The following is a 22313-nucleotide window of genomic DNA, read 5'->3' on the forward strand; positions in this document are numbered from 1 at the left end:
TCCGCTATGCCGCTGCATAGCCGCCTGCCACTTTTCAAGTGCAATTTAAATATCAGCGCTGAAAAAACTGATACATCCAGTATAGCCGCTTCAGCAGCCTTCTGCACCTTTTATCCTTCTAAATAAAACACTGAAAAAAATAAAAAATAGGTCACCGTCCAAACCGGATCTCTGTTTCTGACATAGGGTATATGGAGGAATTGCATAAGGCATTCTTCAAAAACTTATTAGGAGGAATTTATTATGTGCTTTGGCGGATGCGGATATGGGTATACTGCTCCAGTAGCAACTGGCGGTTATGGAAGCGGATTTGCACTTATCGTGGTATTGTTCATTCTTTTGATCATTATTGGTGCGGTGTGCTGGTCTGGGTATTAATTAATAAAAATCAACTGGACATGGAAGAATCCATGTCCAGTTGATTTTTGGTAGTATTCAGCCTTTTATCTTAATTTTAAAACCTGTCCTATGGATAAATGATCATTTCTCAATGAATTTATTTTGATTAAAGCTGCAACTGATACATGCACTTTTTTGCTGATTGCATTTAGGGTGTCCCCTTTTTTTACGATATATGTCTTTACTGCCGCAGGCTGGACTGGAACCTTTAATACCTGTCCAATCTTAAGAGCATCGCTTTTAAGGGAATTGAGCTTCTTTAGTTATGCAGAGGTTGTATGATATTTTTTTGCAATCTGATACAGGGAGTCCCCTTTTTTAACGGTATAGGTATTTTTAACCGGAGGTGTACTTGCAGTTTCATCGTCAAGCAAATATTTCATATCTTTGCTGAAATTTATATGATGCTTTACTTTATATATATTTGCCTCTTTTTTAAACAAGCTGTCTTGCTTTGTTATAAAGGCAACTGCTTTATCATTTGCTTTTTTATATTCTTCTTTTGATAAATCTTTTTGCAGATAATTAATTGTGTCCACTTCAAGGTTGTAGATGGTAACCAAGGTGTCATACAAATAGCCGTCCATTTTCTGCAGATCATGATTCAATCCAATTAAGTCTGACTCGTCGTCTATTGCTTTGTCCAGATAATTCATGTATTCACCATAAATGCTATCAGCCTCTTTTTCAGTTTTTGCAGGGTTCAGCCTGGTTTTATAGCTTTCGACTTTATGCAGAATTTTTGCATAATGAGCAGCGAACGTATTTATTACATTTTGATACTTCGAAGCTGAAACAGCTGCTGCAGAAGCATCAGCAGGCTTTACCACAGCCCCCCCTGCAAAAAATATAGATGCAGCTATCGCTGAGGCAGCCACTTTTTGAGACATTTTTTTCATAGTTAAAACTCCTATAGATACTGAATGTTTTTAGCAGCAATCATTCTCCAACTCTAAAATAATTATTACCCTGAAACTATAGCATACATGGAAGCCGCTATTACCTTGCTTTCTTCTTTTTGATATCGAAAACCAGTCTTAATCCTACAAATACTGCAGATTTGACAAACCAAGTTAAGATCCAGTCAGCAAGGATAATTGGCTTTATTACTGTATTGTTTAAATAAAATACATGGGATCATTTAAAATATGGAAAATGATTCTAACTGACGATACCATAAGGAAAAACATTTGAATATAGGAAAGTTATGCACTTATAATGTCAAATTAAATACTTTTTCCCTGAACATTTCCATCGCTTTGGAGGGTGCATGCTTCTTATGCCGCACAAAGGACAAATGCCGATTTAAAGGGCAGCCTTTAACCCGGCAAATATTCAACTCTCCCATTTCCAGCTCTCTGCCTACTGTCCAGCGGGATAGCAGAGAAATGCCCAGACCAGCCATAACCGCCTCTTTAACTCCCTGGCTGCTGCTGAAAATGAAGCACCGCTGCACAGTAATATTATTTTCCTCTATAAATCTGTCTGTGAAGGTCCTCGTTCCTGAACCTTGTTCTCTCATTATCCAAATCTGGTTTTGAAGAAGTTTCTTTTCAATTACCTTTTTTTGCGACAAAGGGTGTGCGGAAGGAAGCAGCAAAACCATTTCATCATCGAGGAAAAACTCTTTTTCGATATCATCATAAGAAGAATCACCTTCAATCAGCCCCAAATCCAATAAGCTCTCACGCACTCCGTTAAGTACTTCCTCTGTATTTGAAATACTGATTTCAAAATCTACATTGGGATATTGCCCGGTGTATTCAGCAACAATCTTCGGAAGTATATATTCTCCGATGGTAAAGCTAGCTCCAACTCTAATCATTCCTGTCACCTGGTTTGTCAGATCATCTATTTCCTTTTTCGCCTGCTGATGAAGGAAAAGAATTTGTTTGGCATGCTTATACAGAATTTCACCTGCTTCTGTCATTTGGACACGCTTTGGTGAACGCTGAATTAACTTGGCGCCCATTTCATGTTCAAGGTTTTTAATATGAACACTGACACTTGGCTGAGATAAATTCAAAAGCTCTGCAGCCCTGGAAAAATTCCTTAGTTCAACCACAGCTGTAAAAACCTTCATGGATTCTGTAATCATTGCAGTTCCTCCCTTCATTTTATTTTATCATTAGTTTTTTTAATGATTACTATAGATTAAATATATTTAACTTATGATACTAATACGTTTACAGTATACTTATAAACATCTGTTTGGAGTGGACACTATTGAAAAAATTATACGGCCGAAGCACCTCAGGTTTTTTCCTGGGTATAGGGCTAACCCTGTTTATTGCCATAGCTGCGAAATACTTATCGCAGCTTCCATTTTTGAGTATATTAGGACAATTAGTCATTAGCATACTGATTGGGGTCCTCTGGAGGGCGTCCGCTGCAGTTCCTCCAAATATTAGAGCAGGGACCAATTTTTCAAGCAAAAAATTGCTCCGGACCGGAATCATTCTGCTCGGCATGAGATTAAACCTGGCAGATATCCTGCATGCAGGGCCAATGGTGTTCTTACTTGCTGCAATACATATTGCTTTCACGCTAGCCGCTGTATACTCGCTGTCACGGTGGTTCAAAGCCGGGAAGGAGCTTGCCGTACTGACTGCTTGCGGAACAGCCATATGCGGTGCTGCTGCAGTAGTTGCAATCGCGGCCCAAATTAAAGCAAAAGATGAGGTAACTGCCATAGCAGCAGCTACTGTTGCCATTTTAGGCACCATTTTTACTTTGATTTATACCTTACTTTATCCAGTACTAGGCCTCTCACCTCATGCTTATGGAATATTTGCCGGCAGCACTCTGCACGAAATTGCCCATGTTATTGCTGCAGCCGCCCCTGCGGGAAAGAATGCTGTAGATTTAGCTGTCATCGTTAAACTGACCAGGGTAGCATTACTCGTTCCTGTTGCTCTTCTGATCGGATTTTTTATGAAAAGCAAAGCTCCTGAACAGAGTAAAAGAGACTGGAGAAAACTCCCTGTACCATGGTTTATTATCGGCTTTATAGCCGCAAGCTCCGTCCATACATTAGGGATTTTTTCTGATTATATATCAAGGTTTGCTGTTTTGGCGGCTTATATGCTTATTGCAATGGCAATGGCAGGTCTCGGTCTTAGTGTTGATCTCTCAGCATTCAAGCGGTTAGGGCTTCCTTCTTTCGCAGCTGGTTTAATAGGATCCCTCTTGCTTTCATTCCTTGGATATTATTTAATACACCTCTTCCATTTAGTTTAATTGCTCTTGCCTACACAGATTAACCTGTGTTGATTTAACCTTGTTGAATCTGTCTTGCCATAAACGACGGGAAAAGAAGGAATAGAATTGCTGAAATAACTGACCTATTAGGCTATCCCAAGAAATATGACAAGTGGCGGGGAGTAATGGGAATTGGTTCAACGAGGCCTTAAGGAGTCAAAAACATAGGAGGAACGCGCGTTAAATAACTGAATTCCTGCAAAAACACTTCCACATCTCTACATGCAGGGTTCCAATTTACTGAAAACACAACATTTATTACTGTGCCAACTTATAGTGGTACAGTAAAACAGGCATGTTCCCATTGAGCCCGTTATTCTGCACTTTTCCCAATAATATTAGCATATTCATCTTCGAGTTCCAAAAGTGTCAGCTGAAATAAATGTACGTTGTTTTTCTTATATATTCCATGATTGATCAAGGTATCAATCAAACAGCTTTTCCTCGCTTCTGCTGTTTGGTTAGCCATAGAGTTTCCAGCTCCTTTCTCTGTATTACATGTAATGCAGTCTTGGTGCCAAAATAAAAGCCTCTTCTTACAAAATGTAAGAAGAGGCGGATGCACAATGATATTCTCTTCTTATCTTTCAAGCATACGCTTGCTGGAATTGGCACAGTACTCTATAAAGGAGTCCGCTGCCGAGGTTTCACAGGGCCTAGTCCCTCCGCCTCTCTTGATAAGCCGGTATGAAATTATGGAGCAGTAAATTCTTATGTTTTTGCTTTTCTTGAAAGCGGCAGCAAAGGGAAAACATCTTCACTAAGTAAAGAATAAAGATTTGCTTTCTTTGATCTTCATTCTCTTTGTCTTGATTGTTTGAGGAGAAAATCCCGTATTATATTATTTCTTTTTATCTTTGTTAGAAGAAAAAAGCATATATATAATATTAAAGACTAACTCGAATGCCATTATATTTTACCCCTTTGCTTTTTGGAATTTCTTAGTATGCGCTTTTACATTCCTTATAATAAAAGCACGGCATTCATCTGTCAATACTTTTTGGCAGGACTTTTTATTCTGTAAATTTTACTACTCAAAAATAGCCTTCATAAACCGCGAGGCTGCTGCGATTTCCTTGTTGGCCTTTATATAAAAAGGCTGTTTTCATACAATTTTTCTGCTGCAACAGGGCGGCTGATTTCTGCACCATAGACCCGAATTTAAAATGCAATCGCATCAAAGAACTCCTCAAATAACAGCAATCTATAAAAAAAGAGCCTAAAAAAAGCCGGAAATCTCCTTTTTTTTGAGAAATCAGGCTTTTTTCATGTACTTATTTATTTTCGGTGCACATCATGAATTAGCCCCGGCAGCCACACATTGACATCAGTAAATGCAAATCCTAGTTCTTTTGCTTTTTTATTGCTCATTACCCATGTAACAGGTAAATTATAAGGTGATTCATTATCTTGATTTTTTTCATCTGCAAAAATGAAGCTTTTTCCAGTTTCGTTTTCGATAAGCCCCAGCATTTCCCTTAGTGTAAGATGGCCGTTTGAAACTGCATTAATTGGGCCTTCAATCCCAGCATTTGCGGCCCAGCATAGAAATTCCCCAGCCTCTTCTTCTGTTATGAAAGAAATAGCGGCTTCAGGATTACTGAAATATATCTCTTTCCCTGCCTCAATTCTTTCAATATGAAAGGTTAGCCGATTTGTATAATCGTTCATTCCCTGTACAATAGGAAACCTGACACAAACGGTTTTGAATGGGGCTTCCTGGCAAAACACCGATTCTGCCTGCCTCTTACCTTCGCCATAAGAAACATCTTGGTGTTCTTGCGGAATATTATAATGATAAGGATCAAAATCACCTTCAGAAAGCATTTCTTCTGAAAACTCATACACTGACATGGAAGACGTGAATATGTACTGTTCTGTTTTATCAGCAAAAACACTGATTGCTTCCCTGGCATCTTTAGCTGTATAGCAAATCTGATCAAAAACAACATCCCACTTGCCATCCTTGAAGGCACTGAAAAAGCTGTTTTCATCATTTCTGTCAAAGGAAATAGTTTTAACTTTATCTCCAAAAGAAATTTTGCTTTTACCCCTTGTGGCAACCGTAACATCCACTCCTTTTTCCAAAAGAGCGCTTACTAGCCGCTTTCCAAAAAAACGTGTGCCGCCAAGTACCAATGCTTTTTCCATATCCTTCTCCCCTGCTTTCAGCTTAATTGTATTTTTCATTTATGCATATAAACCTGAGAAATCTCACTTAATATTCAGTTTATTCAAAAAATAGCCCTATGTCCAATTGAGATCATTTCCGGCACCATTAACACCCAGAAGCTGGCAGTCTATTTGAAATCCCACAAGTTAGTTCGCTTACGAATACTGCCATCTGCACGATTAATAACAAGATGGCAAAAAAAAATCCCGGATGCACCAGGATTTTTTAAGCTTTATAATCAGCCGTTTACTTCTTTATTCAAGCTTGGCTTAAGCAGCTTTGCATCTTCAAATACTTTGCCCATTTTATCCTCGCCCTTTGTGAATGTTGCATTTGCTCCATCAAGCGCGGGTGCAGATTTTTTAAGCTCGTCTGCTTTAGTTTGATAAGAATCTGTAAAATCTTTAATAGCTGCTTCTAAATCATTGCTTTGATTTTTTAATTCAGCCGGTATTTTTATTTTTTTCAGTTCTTCAGCAACAGCTGCTGCAGAGACTTGTGCGCTTGTTTTCATCTTTGCATCAGATTTATCTCCTGATGCTTCGTATGTATTCAAGTCAGCATCCTTGCTGTTAATAGCGTTCGCTAGCTCAGAGTAAAGATGAACAAGTGATTTTTTCACTTTTTGCTGATCTGCAGCGCTGTCTGCAGAAGATTTCTTTTTGCCGGAATTTCCTTCATCCCCCGAAGAACAAGCCATTAAACCAATAGCCATCATAAATGCTGAAAACAAAATTAAAAATTTCCTCATTTTGCAGCTCCTTTTTAACGTAGTATGTATAAGGCAATATACCGCCCATAATTACTTTTTAAGGGATATCGAATTTCAGAAAATTACATTTATTATTCTGAGATATAAATGATTAATGTTTTATCTCAGAATATTCTTAATGTTTCACCCTTATTATGCGTCAAAACAGTATGTAAACCTTTACTTCACTATTATAGAAGGTAGAATTCACAATTTCAATCAAAACTTTGATAATATAGTAATTTTGGAAATTTTCGATAATTCCCATTCTTCCTTCTTGTTCGCTACTGAACATTGTCATTTGGTTTTTTTGCTGACTCAGTGTTTTTTCTGTAAACCATTACAAGTAACCCATGCCACTGTATTTCTGTGATTTCCTCACATAAATAAATGTCCTCTGCATATCTCTTAATCTAGCCATAATTATCTTTAGTGACTCCTGTCCATTTATTATCAATTTTCTAATGCTAATGACTTTTTTTCCATTTAATGCAAGAATGATAGTGGGGGGCGATTTCATTGAAGGTGCTGATTGGCTCAATAATTGTTGTTTTGCTGTTATGTTTGGGAGCTTGGCTGATCATTTCTCCTGCTTTCACAAAAGTCGGGGATACAGCAAAGAAGATGAAAAAAAATTTAGAGGAGGACAAAAATGGAAACGAAAAATAAAAAAGGATTAAACCGCAAAGCACTTGGCGGAATCATTGTTGCTGTCGCTTTAGTCCTTGCGCTGGGAGTTACCGCATTGTTTATCCAGAAAATCCCAAACGGGTATGTTGGTGTTGTATACAGCCCAAATGGCGGCGTACAAGATAAAACGCTTGGCCAAGGCTGGCACTTAGTAGGGCTGTTCGATAAGGTTACTGTTTATCCTGTCAGAATGCAGACAGTAAATTACAGGGATATTCAAGTCGCTACATCTGATGGAAAAAATGTAACCATTGATTTTGCATATAATTACAATATCCAGCCTGACAAGGTGGTAGGCGTTTTTAACAAATTCGGCCCGATAGATGTGGAGCAAATAGAACAATCTTACCTAAGAACAAGACTATGGGATGCAGGACGGAAAGCAATCGCAAAGTATTCTGTCATCGATACATACGGAGAGAAATCGTCTGAAGCGGCCGTAAATGTGCAGAAAATATTTTCTGAGGATATTGGGCGGCTGGGCTTTTCTGTAGACAATCTAACACTTGGTGTACCAAAACCTGATAAATCGACACAGGCAGCCATTGATAAGCGGGTGGAAGCAGCACAGGAATTAGAAAGAAAGCAGATTGAGCTTAAGATTGCCAAAGCAGAAGCTCAGAAAAAACAAATACAGGCAAAAGCAATTGCTGAATATAATGAAACAATTAAAAAGTCAATCAGCAAGGAAGTTATTCAAAATAGCTGGATTGAAAAATGGGATGGGAAAATGCCGAATGCCATGGGCTCCAATCAGCTCATTTCCATACCGATTGACGGAAATAGCAGTTCAAAAAAATAGCATGCAAAAAAGCCGTAAATATTCCATATTTCTGGAACAATTACGGCTTTTTTTATATCTTAATTCTCTTAGGGCACTGTTTCTTCCACCAGCTTCTGCTGTCTTTTTTAGAATCTTGGTAAACATGGCCGTCTATGTATTTTAAGTACTGTTTTTTCATTGCGGCCCCTGCTCATTCCTCCATACTTTGCATACAAGCTTGTATTGGTCTGCTATACTGTTATAACGTATAGTACTAGTTAGTCAGCGAAAAGAAATCAGCAGTACTTTTAAAGAAAACATGTAAAAAGGATGAAATTACTTTGGATAAACTTGAGAACAGCCATGATTATATATATACCTATGTCTGCAATGCAGAAGAAAGGTCTCTATGCCACTTAGAGATGCGCTCTTTTTTCGGGCATGATAGTCAAAAGAATGTCATTAAAAGCAATGTTAAAATTGATCCGAGCAGAAGCCCATTTATGAAGGAAAGAATTGAAATACTATTTGAAGGAGAAACACTGTCAGACATTCTTTTGCATGCAGAAACTATATATATGCACGACGAAACTTTCAGGGTGGTTTTCATCAAAATCAATGATCTTGATAGAGAAAAAAAAATAGAATACCAGGAACGTTTGAAAATTGAACGAGATGTCGGCTGGCGGATCAACGGAAATGCAGATCTCAGCAAGCCCATGCAAATTTTTGGTGTCGGTGTCTTTGAAGGCCGCTGGTATCTCGGTAAATATACGAAAAGTGAAGCTGTTTGGCTGCGCCATTTAAAAAAGCCCAGAGAATATTCTACAGCGCTAAGCACCCGTGTAGCCAGGGCAGCCGCCAACATTGCCGTTCCTCATCCTGCAGGCAAAAAAGCGATTGATCCATGCTGCGGAATCGGAACCGTTTTAGTAGAGGCACTGTCCATGGGCATTGATATTGTTGGACGGGACATAAATCCATTAGTCACAAATGGCTCACGGGAAAACATTGCTTATTTTGGATTAACTGGGGATGTGACAACAGGGCCCATCTCAGAAATCCATGAGTATTTCGATGCTGCTATTATTGATATGCCGTACAATCTCTATACACATGCGACACCCGAATCACAATTATCCATTTTGCAGCATGCACGAAAAATAGCCGCTAAAGCTGTTATCATCACCATTGATAATATTGACAATATGGCAGCTGAAGCAGGCTTTAAAATTTCAGACCGCTGTGTTGCCAAAAAAGGGCTGTTTGAAAGGCAAATTCTTGTTTGTATATAAAAAAAATGTGAGCGGAAACCTTCTGGAATGGTTTCCGCTCACATTTCATTCATTTAAGGCATGCTCTAATGCCTTTCTGTTTTTTTCCATGACGGCAATATAGTCCAGGCCTTGTTTTTGCTCTTTATCTGTTAAACCTTCCAAAGGATTCAGCACATCTGTTTTAGCATGAACTTCCTTGGCGAGTGTGTGTGCGACCTTCGGACTTGTGAGCGTTTCAAAAAACACAGTTTTTATATGGCGTTTTTGAACTTCATTGGCAATTTCCTCAAGGCCCTTCAAGGAGGGCTCCTGATCTGGCGACAGTCCTGCTACTGCAATTTGCTTTAGACCATATTGTTTAGCTAAATATGAAAACGCTGTGTGCTGGGTAACAAATTCTTTTCTTTTAGCATGTTTGGCTGTCTTTTTAAAGTTAGCATCGAGCACATCCAGTTTTTTGCTGAATGACAGATAATTTTTTTGATAATCTTTTTTATGTGCCGGATCTTTTTTTACTAGCCCTCTATAAATATGTTCTGCTTCTTTTTTTGCCAGGGCAGGATCGAGCCACACATGAGGATCAAGCGACTGGACATTGCTGTCTCCTTCTCCCTTTCCGTCAGCAAGCGGAAGGCCCTTACTTGCTTCAATGACTGTAAGGTTTTTTTGATTAATGGACTCCAGGACCTTATTCACCCAATTTTCCATGGATGCTCCGTTATATATAAAAACATCGGCGTTTTGTATATCGATTAAATCCTTTGTCGATGGCTCCCAATCATGCGGCTCCACACCTGCAGGAATCAAGATCTTCACTGAAGCATTATTCCCTGCAATATTTTTGGCAAAATCGTACATTGGATAAAAAGTTGTAACGATCTTTAATTTTCCGGTGCCTACTCTCCCGTTTTCATCGCCGCTGGATTGACAGCCCGAAAGAGCGAACAGGACAGCAGCCATAACAACAGGCAGCATTTTTTTAATCATTGTAATTCCTCCCTTAAGAAATCGTAACAATTACGATTTGACTTTCATAGTGTAATATAAAACATCGGGGTTTGTAAATAAATAAATACCGTTTTTTCTTTTACCATGCCCTTTCAAACGTCATTTATACAAGAAGAAAGGCCGCATGTGTGCGCCTTTCACTATTTCTGTTATTCCTATTTATCCCCGATTGGCCTCTATCAGCGCTTTTTTTAAACAAGCTCCATCTGTGCATTAACACTCCTCAATTCATCAGATGCCCAGCGTTCAATTGCGTCAGAGGTTTTCTGATCGATTCTGAGAAAAAAATTCTTTTTTTCTGTCACCTTTTAAATCACTACCTTAATGAACTGCCCACCACTAACAACCCTACTGATTGTTTAAGCAGCCTTTTTGCTGTCCTTACTTTCAAGAGCCCAGCTCCAGCCTGTTAAAATTACAGCTGAAAGCACCATCAAGCCGCCAATCCAGCTTGTGTGAATCAATCCAATTGACTCAGTAATTATTCCGCCAAGATAAGAGCCGATGGCAATGCCTGCATTAAAGGCAGCAATGTTTATTGCTGAGGCTACATCCACCGCTCCCGGCACAAAGCGCTCTGCCAGCATCACTGCATAGACCTGGAGACCCGGAACATTCATGAAGGCAAATAACCCCATAACAATGATGGTAAGAAGTCCAGCGATTTTAAATGGTGCAGTGAAGGCTAAAATGAATAACACTACTGCCTGAATTAAAAACATATAAAATAAAGCTTTGATTGGTTTATGGTTTGAAAGTTTGCCTCCAACCATGTTTCCGATTGCGATTGCAATTCCATAGACAAGAAGAATTCCCGCAACCGTTCCTTGTTTGAATCCTGTAATATTTTGCAGCAGCGGAGACAGATAAGTGAACACTACAAATGTTCCTCCATATCCAAGTGCTGTAATGATGAACAATAGAAGCAATCGTCCATTTGTCACCAGTTTGAACTGATCACGGAAAGTGGATTGAGCCCCTTTTTTTAAGTCAGATGGAACTAAAATGCTGTTTGAGATCAGGGCAATGACTCCAATTACCACAATGATTATGAATGAATATCTCCAGCCAAATTGCTGTCCGATGAAAGTGCCGAGCGGAACACCCGTCACAGTAGCTACGGTCAAACCGGTAAACATGATAGAAATGGCACTGGCCCTTTTATTTTCTGGAACTAAATCAGCAGCGATTGTGGAACCTATGGACATGAACACACCATGTGAAAAAGCCGCAACGACTCTGGCAGCTAACAAAATCCCGATTGTCGAAGCACTGGCTGCAATGCTATTGCCAATAATGAATACAATCATGATCAGCAGCAATAATGTCTTTCTTGGCATATTTGAGGTCAAAGAAGTCAAAACCGGTGCTCCGAAAGTAACCCCAAGTGCATATAAGGAAACCGTAAGGCCCGCTGTTGTTACGGAAATGTGCATGTCATTTGATATAAGCGGCAGAAGGCCAACAGAAATAAATTCCGTAGTCCCAATGGCAAAGGCGCTTACTGCGAGTGCCAATAATGCCAGGGTACTTCTTTTTTTATCGTTAATCATTTATATCCCCCTAAAAAATTGTTATAGTGTATGAAACATTGCTGCAAGCTAAAAGGAAGGCTCATATGGACCTTTTAACCGGCAAATGTTATTATGCTCTATATCAACCATTATTAAAAGTACGCACTTTTAAGTGATATAGGCACTTTTTAGTACCTGTCTTTTTAGGAGGAATAAACATGCAAGCTAAGAAATATAATATATCCGTCGAAGCAACTCTTGAGGTAATCGGCGGGAAATGGAAATGTGTCATCCTTTGCCACCTGACTCATGGAAAAAAACGGACAAGCGAACTTAAGCGCCTGATGCCAAATATCACGCAAAAAATGCTGACACAGCAGCTTCGTGAATTAGAGGATGATGGAGTGATCAACCGTATCATTTACCAGCAGATACCCCCTAAAGTGGAATATGAGCTGAGTGAATACGGATGGAGCCTGAAGGGAATTTTAGACTCTCTTTGCTTATGGGGTGAAAATCACATTACCAGAGTGTATGGAGATAAGTTTTCAGTACTAGAGGAAAGTGTTTTGAATGACCAGCTAAAATAAAAGGTTTTATAAGGCGGCTCTATACTGATCCGGCCTTGCCCCTTAAACAGAAATCACTGGCAGAGTAAAATAGCCAATAAAAAATCCAGTTGAAAGATGCTGGATTTTTTATTGTGAAAGGATATTATCCTTTCCTGTTTCAATCTTCCGTTCCCTCCTGATTCCATAGAAAATAGTTATTGTGCCGCAAACTACAAATATCGGGTCAAGCCAATTAGCTTCCGGACCATTAGTGATTCGGTGCAGCCCGAAAAGCCAGTGAAACACCACAATATCAAAGCTAAGAAAAAGACCGGTGGATACAAGAAAGCCGTGAAAAAAGGAACGGGAGAATACCCTCTCTATGAATATTGCCAATATAATCAGGATCACGATACCTGTACCCACAGCACCTAACCTTCCCCCCATGGATTCCAGCTTAATCCCCATTGCATATGCATGAATACTGTGAAAAAACAGATTCATGGTCAAATAGCCTGCAACAAAACCCAAAAACCTTTTTTTATTCAAATTGATTTCCTTCCTTATTCTAACTGTATTGATTAAAATGCCAAATCTATTTTATCATAAGGCTATTTTCGTAAACACTGCTGCTGTTACAAAGTGGTTGATTTCTGCGCCAGGATGCTCGCTTTCCGCGTGGCGGCCGGCGAGTCTCCTTGGCTCTGCCTGCGGGGTCTCGCTTTCCCGCTAATCCCGCAGGCGTCTCGCACCGTACGTTCCAATCAACCCGATTTACCTATGTGATCGCCTCACAGAAACCATTAAAAAATAACAATCAATTAGAAAATGGCCTATCAAAAAAACACAGCAGCATATTATTATTAAAAAAAATGATACTGCCGCCTAATTGACACTATGGATTTATTTTTTCTTAACCGTGTAATTGACTTCGCCTGCTTCTTTAACAAAGTGAAAACCCTGCTGCGGCTCGTATAGAAAGCTGAACTTTTCCCTGCTTCGTTTATTTAAATAATATTGAAGATGGGCTGTGCGGGATACCCTTTCTTTAATGGTTTGTTCCTTCACATCCAAAATGACACTGTGTCCATATTTCAGCAAAATGAGAGTCCTCTTAGGAGAAAGCTTATTCACTTCATCTATATGGTGGTGTGCAAGCCATACACAATCATCTCTTTTCATAGACACAGAAGGAAACCAATAGATATCCTGTTTCAAATTAATCGGAATAGGACTCATTTTAATGTTTCCCAAGATGGAATGCGAGCTTTTAATGGCCCCAGACATACTGCTTCCGTAATAAATAATGCTTTCCTCAACAATTCTGTATGGCGGCATAGCCACATAAAAGATATGTTTCCCTTCCATAACTTTAGAATGCCAATTGCTTACAGAGTCAAAATGTGAGGCAATTAAAATGGTATCTTCATTAATCACATAGTTAGGCAATAACAGCATAGCTTTGTCCCCTCTTCTCAAAACTCATTTATCAGGAAATCTGCATGACAAGCCGCTATGTTTTACCTTAATTTCCCATATAATATAATCTATTATACCTATTACTTATATATTATGTAAATTGTTTTTTATAAATTCTGAAAAACACTTAAAATATGATTTCCCTTAGCGCCAGCATTGCAAAATGAGATTTTTTAATTGGAACTCCCGATTTCTTCAGGAGTTCCTCTTTATCATTTTACAGTTTTGCAAGCCTTTCAAAGGCATATGCAAGCATATGCCATCTATGGTCCCTGATTTCACTCAGCTGATCGAGTATTTCATTTTCCTGAAAATCTATATCTTTGACAAGCCGCGTCACTGTCTGGCCATCCCTCAGAAGCTCCACAACCTTAAACATCATTGAAATAAAAGCAGACTTAAAGGCAGCATATTGATGAGGGAATCTTGCTTCCATCTCCTTATATTGTGAAACAACATAATGGATTTCGACAAAATTCAGTCCCGGCCGCTGCTCTAGGGCAAGTGCCAGTACTTCAATTTCAGGTGACTTATTCATGAATTTATATAAATTGCCCATTGCCTCCCTGAAGTTTCCTGAAGAGGTTGGATGCTCCTGGTGATAACAAAATGCAGCGGGATCCACCCGGAATTTTGCTCCATTTTTAAACAAATGTGTCTGGTCAAACTAACGTGCCATTTAGCTTATTTTTAACGATTGGCTATTTTTTTCATTATTTCATGCCTATTCAGCTGTGAAATTTATTTAAAAAATATTATAAAAAGACTGTAAGAATTTGTCTGAAGTTAAAATTTTCTAAAAAAACAATTCTAGACGTTTATCATGTTATATTTCTCAAGGAGTTATTTACTGGAAAAAACCAAACGGAGGGCGATCATGGTTTTAGAAATATTGATTCAGCATTTTATCTGTTATAAAAACCGAAAACCTCAACATGCCAATGAGCTTTTAGATTATATACAGGAAAAATATCTGAAAGGGGAACTATCCTTTTCAAACTATAAAAACCTATTCGGTGAGCTGGAAAAACGAGGAGCAAAAAAACCCTTTTTGGCCGCTGAAAATTCCCTTAGATGCGCCGATTCACCTTCAATATAATAGGAGTACTACTGAGCCGCTCATTAAAAAAACCTTCTGGACTGAGACGTCCAGAAGGTTTTTTTAATGAGCGGCCGTTATTTTTATTTCTCCATTTTCTTCGACTGCTTTAAAGCTTTTCACATCAGGCTTTTCAAAGATAAAGTCTGCTATTGCATCCTCAAGCTGCTCCTGAATGACCCTTCGAAGCGGCCTTGCCCCGAAAGCAGGATGGTAGCCAAGGTCAGCCAGTTTATCCTTAGCTTCTTTTGTGACTTCCAGGGACAATCCCTGAACACGGATTGTTTCGTAAAGTTCAGCCAGCATCAAGTCTACAATCTTCAGCAAATCTTCTTTTTCCAATGATGAAAATTCAATGATGCTATCGAATCTGTTCAGGAATTCCGGCTTAAAGAAATTGCCCAAAGATTGAAGGATGGTTGCTTCTTCAACGGCAGAGCTTGCTCCAAACCCCATGACCTTCGGCTTCTCTGCTGCACCTGCATTGCTTGTCATGATAATGACGGTATCTTTGAAATTCACAGTCCGCCCTTGGGCGTCAGTCAAGCGGCCATCCTCAAGGATTTGCAGGAACATATGCATAACATCAGGATGGGCCTTCTCAATTTCATCCAATAAAAGAATGCTGTAAGGTCTGCGGCGCACCTTTTCTGTTAACTGTCCAGCCTCCTCATGGCCGACATACCCTGGAGGTGAGCCAATCAATTTGGAAACACTGTGTTTTTCCATGTACTCACTCATATCCAAGCGGATCATTGCCTCTTTATCGCCAAATAATTCCGCGGCAAGAGTTTTGGATAATTCGGTTTTACCTACTCCTGTTGGGCCTACAAACAGGAAGGAACCAATTGGGCGGCTTTTTGATTTCAATCCGGCCCGGCTTCTGCGAATGGCTTTAGCTACTTTTTTAACTGCTTCTTTCTGTCCGATAACTTTCTTGCCAAGCTCTTCTTGAAGATGAATCATTCTTTCCTGTTCATCTTCCTGCAGTTTTCCGACAGGAACTCCTGTTTTTTGCTCGATGATTTTCTGGATATCTTCAACCGTTACCAACGGACGCTCTGCATTTGCTCCATTTTCAAGCAGTTGTTCGAGCTTCACTTCTTCAGAGCGCAGTGCAGCTGCCTTTTCGTAGGCCTCTTCTTTAAGCGCCTGCTCTTTTTCTTTGTAAATTTCAGAAAGCCGCTCTTTCACATTCTCCTCCTGACCGCTTTCAATGGTCAGGTTAAGTTTAGAACCGGCTTCATCAATCAAGTCGATAGCTTTATCTGGAAGGAACCGATCCTGGATATAGCGGTGTGAAAGCTCTACAGCTGCTTCGAGAGCTTCTGAGCTATATGATACTTCATGAAATTTTTCATAATGCTCTTTTAAGCCCTGCAGAATCATTAGCGCTTCTTTAATTGAAGGCTCATCCACATGCACTGGCTGGAATCGCCGTTCCAGTGCTCCATCTTTTTCGATCTTTCTGTATTCTGCAAGAGTTGTAGCACCGACAAGCTGCAATTCTCCACGGGCAAGAGCAGGCTTTAGGATATTTCCCGCATCCATGGAGCCTTCAGCTGATCCTGCTCCGACAAGCTGATGTATTTCATCGATGAACAAAATTACATTTTTACGCTCCTGAAGCTCAGCGATTAGCTGTTTCATCCGCTCCTCAAATTGTCCGCGGATTCCTGTGTTGCTGACTAGCGAAGCTACATCAAGCATATAAACCAATTTTGAGCGCAGCTTAACTGGAACCTCACCTTCAGCAATTTTAAGCGCTAGTCCTTCTGCTATTGCGGTTTTACCTACACCCGGTTCACCAATCAGCACCGGGTTATTTTTATTTCTTCTATTTATTATTTCAATAACTCTGCTTACTTCTTTATCGCGGCCGATAACAGGATCAATTAATCCCGCTTTTGCAGCTGAAGTGAGGTTGCGGCCAAATTGATCAAGCAGGCCGCCTCCCTGTTGCTCTGTTTGCCTCTGTTCTTGGCGTTTATCTGTGCTGTTTGGATTAAAAGGATTTTCTCCATTATTAGGGAAGAAGCTGCCAAAAGGGAATTGTCCCATATGTGGGTTCATGTTATTCATGGCTGCACCCAATTTATTTCGTTCTTCTTTATAGCAAACGGAGCACAAGTTTAATTCATGCGCCTGGCCGTTATAAGTCATTTTAACTGCAATGCTAGCTTGATTTTGATGGCATTTTTCACAAAACATAAAGTACTCCTCCTTAAGGTTATTTTAAAATTTGATATAGTCATTTATTTTTTTATTCAGCAAGGTTCATTTTTGACTTTGACTTTCTTTGACCTTGTAAGTTTATTATACTCTGACCTTTTTTGACTTTCAACTATTTTGCCTCTACTTTTTAATCATTATTATAAAGTAATGGTTATTTACCCATTACATCCTTTTTATAACCCTAAAGCATATTTTCCTCCTCTTCAAAATTTTTGCTCACACTTTTAATTTAGTTCCTTTTAAATTGGCATGTTCTTCAGGCGCAAAACAGCCCTCGGTGTTCGTCAGAGAGGCCACAAGCAGTCGCGGGTACGAACCAATCAGCAAAGTGCAGAAATCTATAAGGTAATTTTATAAATCCTTACATTTAACGTTTTGTTTTGGGTTTCATTGCCATTATAAAAAGCGCCAGATTACAGAGCATCTGACGCCTTCCTATTATCTATCAATCGGGACATTCAGTGGAAAGCCGATGTTTTACCCCTTCATGCCTGATTTTTCAATGCCGGCTTTATTTTGCGACAGATCTTTTATTCATTCTTCTAATTCAATAGATGCACCTTCTATATGGCCTTTTTCCATTAACTTGGACATTTTCCTATTTTCCTTGCTGTCAAAAACAATTGAGAAATCATAATTATCCGGATATAGCTCTTGAGCTGAGATATAAAGCTTCAGGCGCTTATGATTGATGCTGTGTTTTTCACCTTTAACCAACACAGAAAAATCGCCTCTGATATCCGGTCCTTTCTCAACAATCCCGATTTCTCCCTGAGGTGAAATCTTTACATTGTCTCCCATTGCAAAATGTATTGACTCTGTTACCCGAGGTTCTTTTCCTTTTTTTAAACGGTCCGCACGCCTTCCAGCAAGCTGTTTTTCTAAAGAACGTACCGGGGAATCTGATAGGCCTTTATAATCTTTCTCTTCTTGATATGTGATATGATGTGCTTTGGAAATAAGCTCAGGATGCATGCCCAGCTTTAAAGCGATGGCAAAAGCCTGGCTTTCTCCTCCTTTTCCGATCAGCAGCTTATAAGTTGGCTTCAGCGACTCAAGATCGAATTCCATCGATCCATTAATAAACCCTTCATGTTCTTCTGCGAACTGTTTGATTTCATTATAATGGGTAGTGGCAAGAAGGGCTGCTCCTTTTTTATAAAGCTGTTCCAGTATCACTGCAGCCAGCCCCATCCCTTCTGCAGGATCCGTACCGGAGCCCAATTCATCCAAAAGGACCAGTGTGCTGTCATTCGTTTCTTCAAGAATGGAAATAATATTTACAATATGCGAGCTAAAGGTACTTAAGTTTTGTTCAAGGCTTTGGCCGTCGCCTATATCTGCCAGAATTTTTTCATAGACTGCAATTACACTTCCTTCTTTTACCGGAATATGAAAACCAGATTGAGTCATGGCTGTTAATAGCCCCACTGTTTTAATGGATACGGTTTTCCCGCCTGTATTGGGTCCAGTAATCACAAGGGCATGTTTGCCGTCTCCCATTTCCAGATTTAGCGGAACAGCTTTATCCCCTAATAGAGGATGTCTTGCTTCAACGAGTTTGATGCGGTGTGAAACATTAATTTCTGCGCTTCTTCCATTTATCGAAACGCTGTATTTAGCCTTGGCAAATAGTACATCATAGTGGATCATGATTTCTGATGCAAGGATAATTTTTGCTTCATTTGTCAATACAGCTTCTGTAAGCACAGCAAGAACTTTATCTTCCTCAGCTCCCTCCTGCACCTTTAGGAGCGAAATGGCATCCTGAAGGGCAGCAGCTTCTTCAGGCTCAATAAATAAAGTAGAGCCAGAGGCCGAGATATCAAGTACGGTTCCTCGCATTTTCCCTTTATATTCTTTTTTGACAGAAAGAGCATAGCGCCCATTCCGTTCGCTCACAGTATAGTCCTGAAGCATATTCTTATATTTCGCGGACTTTAGCATGTTCTGAAGTTTTTCTTTTAAACGCTCTTTGCTAATCGTGATTTGTTTCCTGACCCTGGCCAGCTCTTTAGATGCCGTATCAGCAACCATCCCATTCCGGATGCAGCGGTATATTTCTCCAGCTAAATCCCTAAGGTCTTCTAAAGAATATATATAAGAAGAAACACGCGGTGCCATATACTCCTTATCCCTCATAAAGCCCTTCATTTTACTGCAGCTTTCCAGAAATAACAGCAGTTTAGCAAATTGTTCTGGACGAAGAATATTTCCGCTCTTGAGCAGCTTCAAAATTTGTTCCATACCACCCAATCCTGATAAAGGAACACTCGCACTCTTTTTAATGATTACAATTGCCTCATCAAGTTCCCCAAGCAGTGCTTGTATTCTTTTTACTTCACTTATTGGCTCTGCAGCGAGAATTTTTTGCTTTCCTGAGTCAGTAAGAGCGTATTCAGAAATTTTGCCTTTAATACTGTCATAACCTAAAATTTTCAATGTTTGTTCGTTCAACTCTGCTTCCTCCTAATTTTTTGACCGCAAAAAACCGCAATGAACAATTGTTCATTGCGGTCGGGCAGCAGCCAGGATAGTTATCTTCCTGCACTTTTATTGGATACTGCTCAACAAAAAAACTGCGTGAAAACACACAGCAGCAGAATTCCATCTACCTTATGCCATGATAATGTTCTTAACCTTCATCCCCCGCATACCTAAACAAGCCTTCCGATTCCTTAAAAATCGCGGCTTCACGGAAAGACCGTATGAAATTACGGATTAGTTAAGAACAGCACCCAACATAAAATAAACCCCTTTTCAGGAAAATATTTGTAAAAACCTTCACTACTCCAATATATTCAATGCATAAGAAATTGTCAATGCAAACCAATCAAGGGAAGCCGTAAAAAAGGAAAGTCATTATTGGTGTTCTAAATGGATACTGCTTTGCATATCATTTTATGAATGTTGTTTCCCAAATGTTCCCGGTTACAAACCCGATGATTCAAGGGCTGTTTTCCAGCGGAACTTTCTTTTTTCCAGGCATCGTGCTATCATTAATGAAAGTGAGGTGTGATTTTTGACAATTTATAAAGCGAAAAAAAGCAAGCTTAAAGAACTTTTGATTAAAAACAACACTGCACTTGATGAACTATCTGCTAAAACTGGTATTTCCAAAGCTCAGCTTACAGAATATCAAAGCAAACAAATTATGTCCGTTAACAATGCAATGACGATTTCTAAAGAGTTAAACTGCAGCATAGAGGATTTATATACCTGGAATACAAAAGAGTGATTTATTCACTCTTTTTGTTTTTTCCAAAATGCTCTGCACACACTTTTCGGTGATCTCAGCAATTGACCATCAGCAGGAAGTTTTTCCATAGCATAATAGGAATGTCTTTACTTGAACCACCCTTTTTCCTTAAAGCGGGTTATTGCTTCTATTCTGTTTGTAACTTCAAGCTTTTCAAGGATCGCAGATATGTAATTGCGGACCGTTCCTGCTTTAATCGAAAGCTGATCGGCAATCTCCTTAGTGTTTTTTCCGTCAGCAACAAGTCCTAAAACTTCTTTTTCCCGTTCAGTGAGCGGATTTTCTTCCCCGTATACATCGTCCACTAGCTCCGGAGCGTAAATTCTTCTGCCCTCCATGATGCGGCGGATGGATCCAGCCAGCTCCTCGCTTGGGCTGTCTTTTAGCAGATACCCGCTGACACCTGCCTTTAAAGCACGCTGAAAATAACCAGAACGGGCAAAGGTGGTTAATATAATTACTTTAATCCCGCTGCCCTTCAGTTCTTCTGCAGCCTCCAGCCCGCTTTTTTCCGGCATTTCGATATCCATTATGCATACATCAGGTTTTTGGGCGGTGGCCAGAAATATGGCTTCTTTTCCATTTGATGCTTTCCCGACGACTTCCATATCTTCTTCAAGGTCAAGCAGCAAGCCGAGTGCACCCAGCATCATTCGCTGATCTTCAGCAAGTACAATCCGTATCATTAAGGTCTCTCCTTTTCCGCAGTTTTGACAATAGGCACTTTTATGACCAAAGAAGTTCCATTCCCAGATAAAATCTGGAGTGTTCCATTGACAAACTCCAGCCTTTCTTTCATGCCAATCAGGCCGTGGCCCTTGATAAAATCCGTCTCAGTGATAACAGAAGTTCCGTTATCGTGCACGGTCACGCATACTTCATTCCCTTTTTGCACTGCATTGACGCTGCATTCTGTAGCACCGCTATGTTTAACCACGTTTGTGACGGCTTCCTTCAGACACATGCTAACAATGTTTTCAATAAGCGGAGGGACATTTGCCAGTTCAGCACCCTGTTTATATTGAAATTCGATTTGGGCAGCATCCAGGATTTGATTCACGCGGATAATTTCTTCCTTTAGTTTAATGCCCCTCATATGCGATACCATTTTTCTTACTTCATTTAAAGCTGTCCTTGCTGTCTGCTGAACATCCTTCAACTCATTTTTCACTTGTTCAGGATCTTTGTAGATTAATTTTCTTGCAAGATCACTTTTTAAGCCAATCAAAGAAAGTTTTTGCCCCAATGTGTCGTGCAGGTCCCGTGCAATTCTCTGCCTTTCTTCAAGGATAACCAGTTCCGAAATGCGTTTTTGAGCATCAACCAGTTTTTCTTCAAGCTCACCGCGTTCTTTTTTGTTGTATATCGTCAAAGGAATTAGAATGACACTGATCCAGGTAATGATGATAAATGGCAGCTGCATTAAAAATAACTTATCCTGAAGGATCATATTATAGTTGATAGAAACGGATGTAGTCACAAGATGTATGAAATACCAGGTGATAAACGCAGGCCGTTTTTTAATGTTTCCTATAAAATGAGCCAGGAAGAACGCAAAATACACATAATTAAATATGATGGTCAAGGCGAGGGAAATCCCTATCAAGATGGTTAGCCAAAAATAAACCTGCCAGCCTTTCGAAAGAAACGCAATGCGATATGAAATGAAGAACAGTAAAGTAAGGGAAATGCCCAGGATGATCTGGTGAATGGATGAAGCGGGGAAAATGAAATAAAATGGCAATATGCTTAATACGCACCATATGTATGGTGAAACCCCTGAGTTTTTCTGTGTAATTGCTTCTCTAATTTTCATGGTATAACCCTCATTTGCTTAGGCTGTTTTCGTAAACT

At 39.6% G+C, this 22313-nt stretch carries 22 protein-coding genes and 1 riboswitch; of the genes, 8 read left to right on the top strand and 14 right to left on the bottom strand.

Going from position 1 to position 22313, the window contains the following annotated elements:
* The first annotated feature begins 243 nt into the window (after positions 1-243).
* On the top strand, positions 244-378 hold the full coding sequence (locus tag ACN6MY_RS14990; protein WP_419880914.1) for a YjcZ family sporulation protein: 135 nt from the start codon (positions 244-246) through the stop codon (positions 376-378).
* 284 nt (positions 379-662) lie between these two features.
* Here ACN6MY_RS14990 and ACN6MY_RS14995 read toward each other — a convergent pair whose 3' ends face one another.
* Both ACN6MY_RS14995 and ACN6MY_RS15000 read right to left on the bottom strand, forming a co-directional pair.
* Positions 663-1298 carry a LysM peptidoglycan-binding domain-containing protein gene (locus tag ACN6MY_RS14995; protein WP_419880915.1) on the bottom strand — a complete coding sequence of 212 codons (636 nt, stop codon included), beginning with the start codon at positions 1296-1298 and terminating at the stop codon, positions 663-665.
* 314 nt (positions 1299-1612) lie between these two features.
* Complete coding sequence (locus ACN6MY_RS15000) at positions 1613-2497, bottom strand: LysR family transcriptional regulator (protein WP_419880916.1); 885 nt, start codon at positions 2495-2497, stop codon at positions 1613-1615.
* Between the two features lie 113 nt (positions 2498-2610).
* Here ACN6MY_RS15000 and ACN6MY_RS15005 point away from each other — a divergent pair, with 113 nt between their 5' ends.
* Positions 2611-3639 carry a YeiH family protein gene (locus ACN6MY_RS15005; RefSeq protein WP_419880917.1) on the top strand — a complete coding sequence of 343 codons (1029 nt, stop codon included), beginning with the start codon at positions 2611-2613 and terminating at the stop codon, positions 3637-3639.
* A 334-nt stretch (positions 3640-3973) separates the two neighbouring features.
* Here ACN6MY_RS15005 and ACN6MY_RS15010 read toward each other — a convergent pair whose 3' ends face one another.
* From ACN6MY_RS15010 to ACN6MY_RS15020, 3 genes are all read right to left on the bottom strand, one after another.
* Complete coding sequence (locus ACN6MY_RS15010) at positions 3974-4129, bottom strand: Fur-regulated basic protein FbpA (RefSeq protein ID WP_419880918.1); 156 nt, start codon at positions 4127-4129, stop codon at positions 3974-3976.
* 108 nt (positions 4130-4237) lie between these two features.
* Positions 4238-4344: riboswitch (SAM riboswitch) on the bottom strand.
* 594 nt (positions 4345-4938) lie between these two features.
* Positions 4939-5811, bottom strand: coding sequence for an NAD-dependent epimerase/dehydratase family protein (locus ACN6MY_RS15015; protein WP_419880919.1), 873 nt, complete (start codon positions 5809-5811; stop codon positions 4939-4941).
* A gap of 260 nt (positions 5812-6071) precedes the next feature.
* Positions 6072-6584: a hypothetical protein gene (locus ACN6MY_RS15020; RefSeq protein WP_419880920.1), complete on the bottom strand. Its 513-nt coding sequence runs from the start codon at positions 6582-6584 to the stop codon at positions 6072-6074.
* Positions 6585-7103: 519 nt separating this feature from the next.
* Between ACN6MY_RS15020 and ACN6MY_RS15025 the strand changes: the two genes are divergently transcribed.
* The 3 genes from ACN6MY_RS15025 (at position 7104) to ACN6MY_RS15035 (ending at position 9332) form a co-directional block, all read left to right on the top strand.
* On the top strand, positions 7104-7253 hold the full coding sequence (locus ACN6MY_RS15025; RefSeq protein WP_419884276.1) for a hypothetical protein: 150 nt from the start codon (positions 7104-7106) through the stop codon (positions 7251-7253).
* Positions 7237-8076, top strand: coding sequence for a prohibitin family protein (locus tag ACN6MY_RS15030; protein ID WP_419880921.1), 840 nt, complete (start codon positions 7237-7239; stop codon positions 8074-8076). The genes ACN6MY_RS15025 and ACN6MY_RS15030 overlap by 17 nt, the downstream gene beginning before the upstream one ends.
* Before the next feature lie 302 nt (positions 8077-8378).
* A complete protein-coding gene (locus tag ACN6MY_RS15035; protein ID WP_419880922.1) occupies positions 8379-9332 on the top strand; it encodes a TRM11 family SAM-dependent methyltransferase in 954 nt (317 codons plus the stop codon).
* Between the two features lie 45 nt (positions 9333-9377).
* On the opposite strand, the gene ACN6MY_RS15040 is transcribed toward ACN6MY_RS15035, so the two are convergent.
* Positions 9378-10301: a metal ABC transporter substrate-binding protein gene (locus tag ACN6MY_RS15040; protein ID WP_419880923.1), complete on the bottom strand. Its 924-nt coding sequence runs from the start codon at positions 10299-10301 to the stop codon at positions 9378-9380.
* Positions 10302-10681: 380 nt separating this feature from the next.
* A complete protein-coding gene (locus tag ACN6MY_RS15045) occupies positions 10682-11875 on the bottom strand; it encodes an MFS transporter (RefSeq protein ID WP_419880924.1) in 1194 nt (397 codons plus the stop codon).
* 179 nt (positions 11876-12054) lie between these two features.
* On the opposite strand from ACN6MY_RS15045, the gene ACN6MY_RS15050 reads away from it, so the two are divergent.
* A complete protein-coding gene (locus ACN6MY_RS15050) occupies positions 12055-12426 on the top strand; it encodes a winged helix-turn-helix transcriptional regulator (protein WP_419880925.1) in 372 nt (123 codons plus the stop codon).
* A gap of 108 nt (positions 12427-12534) precedes the next feature.
* Here the strand turns inward: ACN6MY_RS15050 and ACN6MY_RS15055 are convergent, their stop codons facing one another.
* From ACN6MY_RS15055 to ACN6MY_RS15065, 3 genes are all read right to left on the bottom strand, one after another.
* The gene (locus tag ACN6MY_RS15055) at positions 12535-12936 is read right to left on the bottom strand and encodes a DUF2243 domain-containing protein (protein WP_419880926.1); all 402 of its coding nucleotides are present in this window, start codon (positions 12934-12936) and stop codon (positions 12535-12537) included.
* Between the two features lie 354 nt (positions 12937-13290).
* Complete coding sequence (locus ACN6MY_RS15060) at positions 13291-13845, bottom strand: competence protein ComK (RefSeq protein WP_419880927.1); 555 nt, start codon at positions 13843-13845, stop codon at positions 13291-13293.
* 238 nt (positions 13846-14083) lie between these two features.
* The gene (locus tag ACN6MY_RS15065; protein ID WP_419880928.1) at positions 14084-14425 is read right to left on the bottom strand and encodes a hypothetical protein; all 342 of its coding nucleotides are present in this window, start codon (positions 14423-14425) and stop codon (positions 14084-14086) included.
* Between the two features lie 318 nt (positions 14426-14743).
* Here ACN6MY_RS15065 and yppF point away from each other — a divergent pair, with 318 nt between their 5' ends.
* Entirely contained in the window at positions 14744-14965 is a 222-nt protein-coding gene (yppF, locus tag ACN6MY_RS15070) for a YppF family protein (RefSeq protein ID WP_419880929.1), read from the top strand.
* A 63-nt stretch (positions 14966-15028) separates the two neighbouring features.
* Here yppF and ACN6MY_RS15075 read toward each other — a convergent pair whose 3' ends face one another.
* A complete protein-coding gene (locus ACN6MY_RS15075) occupies positions 15029-17176 on the bottom strand; it encodes an AAA family ATPase (protein WP_419880930.1) in 2148 nt (715 codons plus the stop codon).
* 558 nt (positions 17177-17734) lie between these two features.
* Positions 17735-19657 (bottom strand): endonuclease MutS2, encoded by a 1923-nt coding sequence (locus ACN6MY_RS15080; protein WP_419880931.1) that lies wholly within the window; start codon positions 19655-19657, stop codon positions 17735-17737.
* A 565-nt stretch (positions 19658-20222) separates the two neighbouring features.
* On the opposite strand from ACN6MY_RS15080, the gene ACN6MY_RS15085 reads away from it, so the two are divergent.
* On the top strand, positions 20223-20438 hold the full coding sequence (locus tag ACN6MY_RS15085; RefSeq protein ID WP_419880932.1) for a helix-turn-helix domain-containing protein: 216 nt from the start codon (positions 20223-20225) through the stop codon (positions 20436-20438).
* A 107-nt stretch (positions 20439-20545) separates the two neighbouring features.
* Here ACN6MY_RS15085 and ACN6MY_RS15090 read toward each other — a convergent pair whose 3' ends face one another.
* The gene (locus ACN6MY_RS15090; RefSeq protein WP_419880933.1) at positions 20546-21145 is read right to left on the bottom strand and encodes a response regulator; all 600 of its coding nucleotides are present in this window, start codon (positions 21143-21145) and stop codon (positions 20546-20548) included.
* The gene (locus ACN6MY_RS15095; RefSeq protein WP_419880934.1) at positions 21145-22275 is read right to left on the bottom strand and encodes a sensor histidine kinase; all 1131 of its coding nucleotides are present in this window, start codon (positions 22273-22275) and stop codon (positions 21145-21147) included. The genes ACN6MY_RS15090 and ACN6MY_RS15095 overlap by 1 nt, the downstream gene beginning before the upstream one ends.
* Positions 22276-22313 lie beyond the last annotated feature (38 nt).

This window comes from Peribacillus sp. B-H-3, from assembly GCF_048572925.1.
Taxonomy (GTDB): domain Bacteria; phylum Bacillota; class Bacilli; order Bacillales; family DSM-1321; genus Peribacillus.

Bases quoted from the DNA above. Each gene is read 5' to 3' on its own strand.
- ACN6MY_RS14990 (WP_419880914.1), top strand. From the start codon at position 244: ATGTGCTTTGGCGGATGCGGATATGGGTATACTGCTCCAGTAGCAACT.
- ACN6MY_RS14995 (WP_419880915.1), bottom strand. From the start codon at position 1,298: ATGAAAAAAATGTCTCAAAAAGTGGCTGCCTCAGCGATAGCTGCATCT.
- ACN6MY_RS15000 (WP_419880916.1), bottom strand. From the start codon at position 2,497: ATGATTACAGAATCCATGAAGGTTTTTACAGCTGTGGTTGAACTAAGG.
- ACN6MY_RS15010 (WP_419880918.1), bottom strand. From the start codon at position 4,129: ATGGCTAACCAAACAGCAGAAGCGAGGAAAAGCTGTTTGATTGATACC.
- ACN6MY_RS15015 (WP_419880919.1), bottom strand. From the start codon at position 5,811: ATGGAAAAAGCATTGGTACTTGGCGGCACACGTTTTTTTGGAAAGCGG.
- ACN6MY_RS15020 (WP_419880920.1), bottom strand. From the start codon at position 6,584: ATGAGGAAATTTTTAATTTTGTTTTCAGCATTTATGATGGCTATTGGT.
- ACN6MY_RS15030 (WP_419880921.1), top strand. From the start codon at position 7,237: ATGGAAACGAAAAATAAAAAAGGATTAAACCGCAAAGCACTTGGCGGA.
- ACN6MY_RS15040 (WP_419880923.1), bottom strand. From the start codon at position 10,301: ATGATTAAAAAAATGCTGCCTGTTGTTATGGCTGCTGTCCTGTTCGCT.
- ACN6MY_RS15045 (WP_419880924.1), bottom strand. From the start codon at position 11,875: ATGATTAACGATAAAAAAAGAAGTACCCTGGCATTATTGGCACTCGCA.
- ACN6MY_RS15050 (WP_419880925.1), top strand. From the start codon at position 12,055: ATGCAAGCTAAGAAATATAATATATCCGTCGAAGCAACTCTTGAGGTA.
- ACN6MY_RS15060 (WP_419880927.1), bottom strand. From the start codon at position 13,845: ATGCTGTTATTGCCTAACTATGTGATTAATGAAGATACCATTTTAATT.
- ACN6MY_RS15065 (WP_419880928.1), bottom strand. From the start codon at position 14,425: ATGGGCAATTTATATAAATTCATGAATAAGTCACCTGAAATTGAAGTA.
- yppF (WP_419880929.1), top strand. From the start codon at position 14,744: ATGGTTTTAGAAATATTGATTCAGCATTTTATCTGTTATAAAAACCGA.
- ACN6MY_RS15075 (WP_419880930.1), bottom strand. From the start codon at position 17,176: ATGTTTTGTGAAAAATGCCATCAAAATCAAGCTAGCATTGCAGTTAAA.
- ACN6MY_RS15090 (WP_419880933.1), bottom strand. From the start codon at position 21,145: ATGATACGGATTGTACTTGCTGAAGATCAGCGAATGATGCTGGGTGCA.
- ACN6MY_RS15095 (WP_419880934.1), bottom strand. From the start codon at position 22,275: ATGAAAATTAGAGAAGCAATTACACAGAAAAACTCAGGGGTTTCACCA.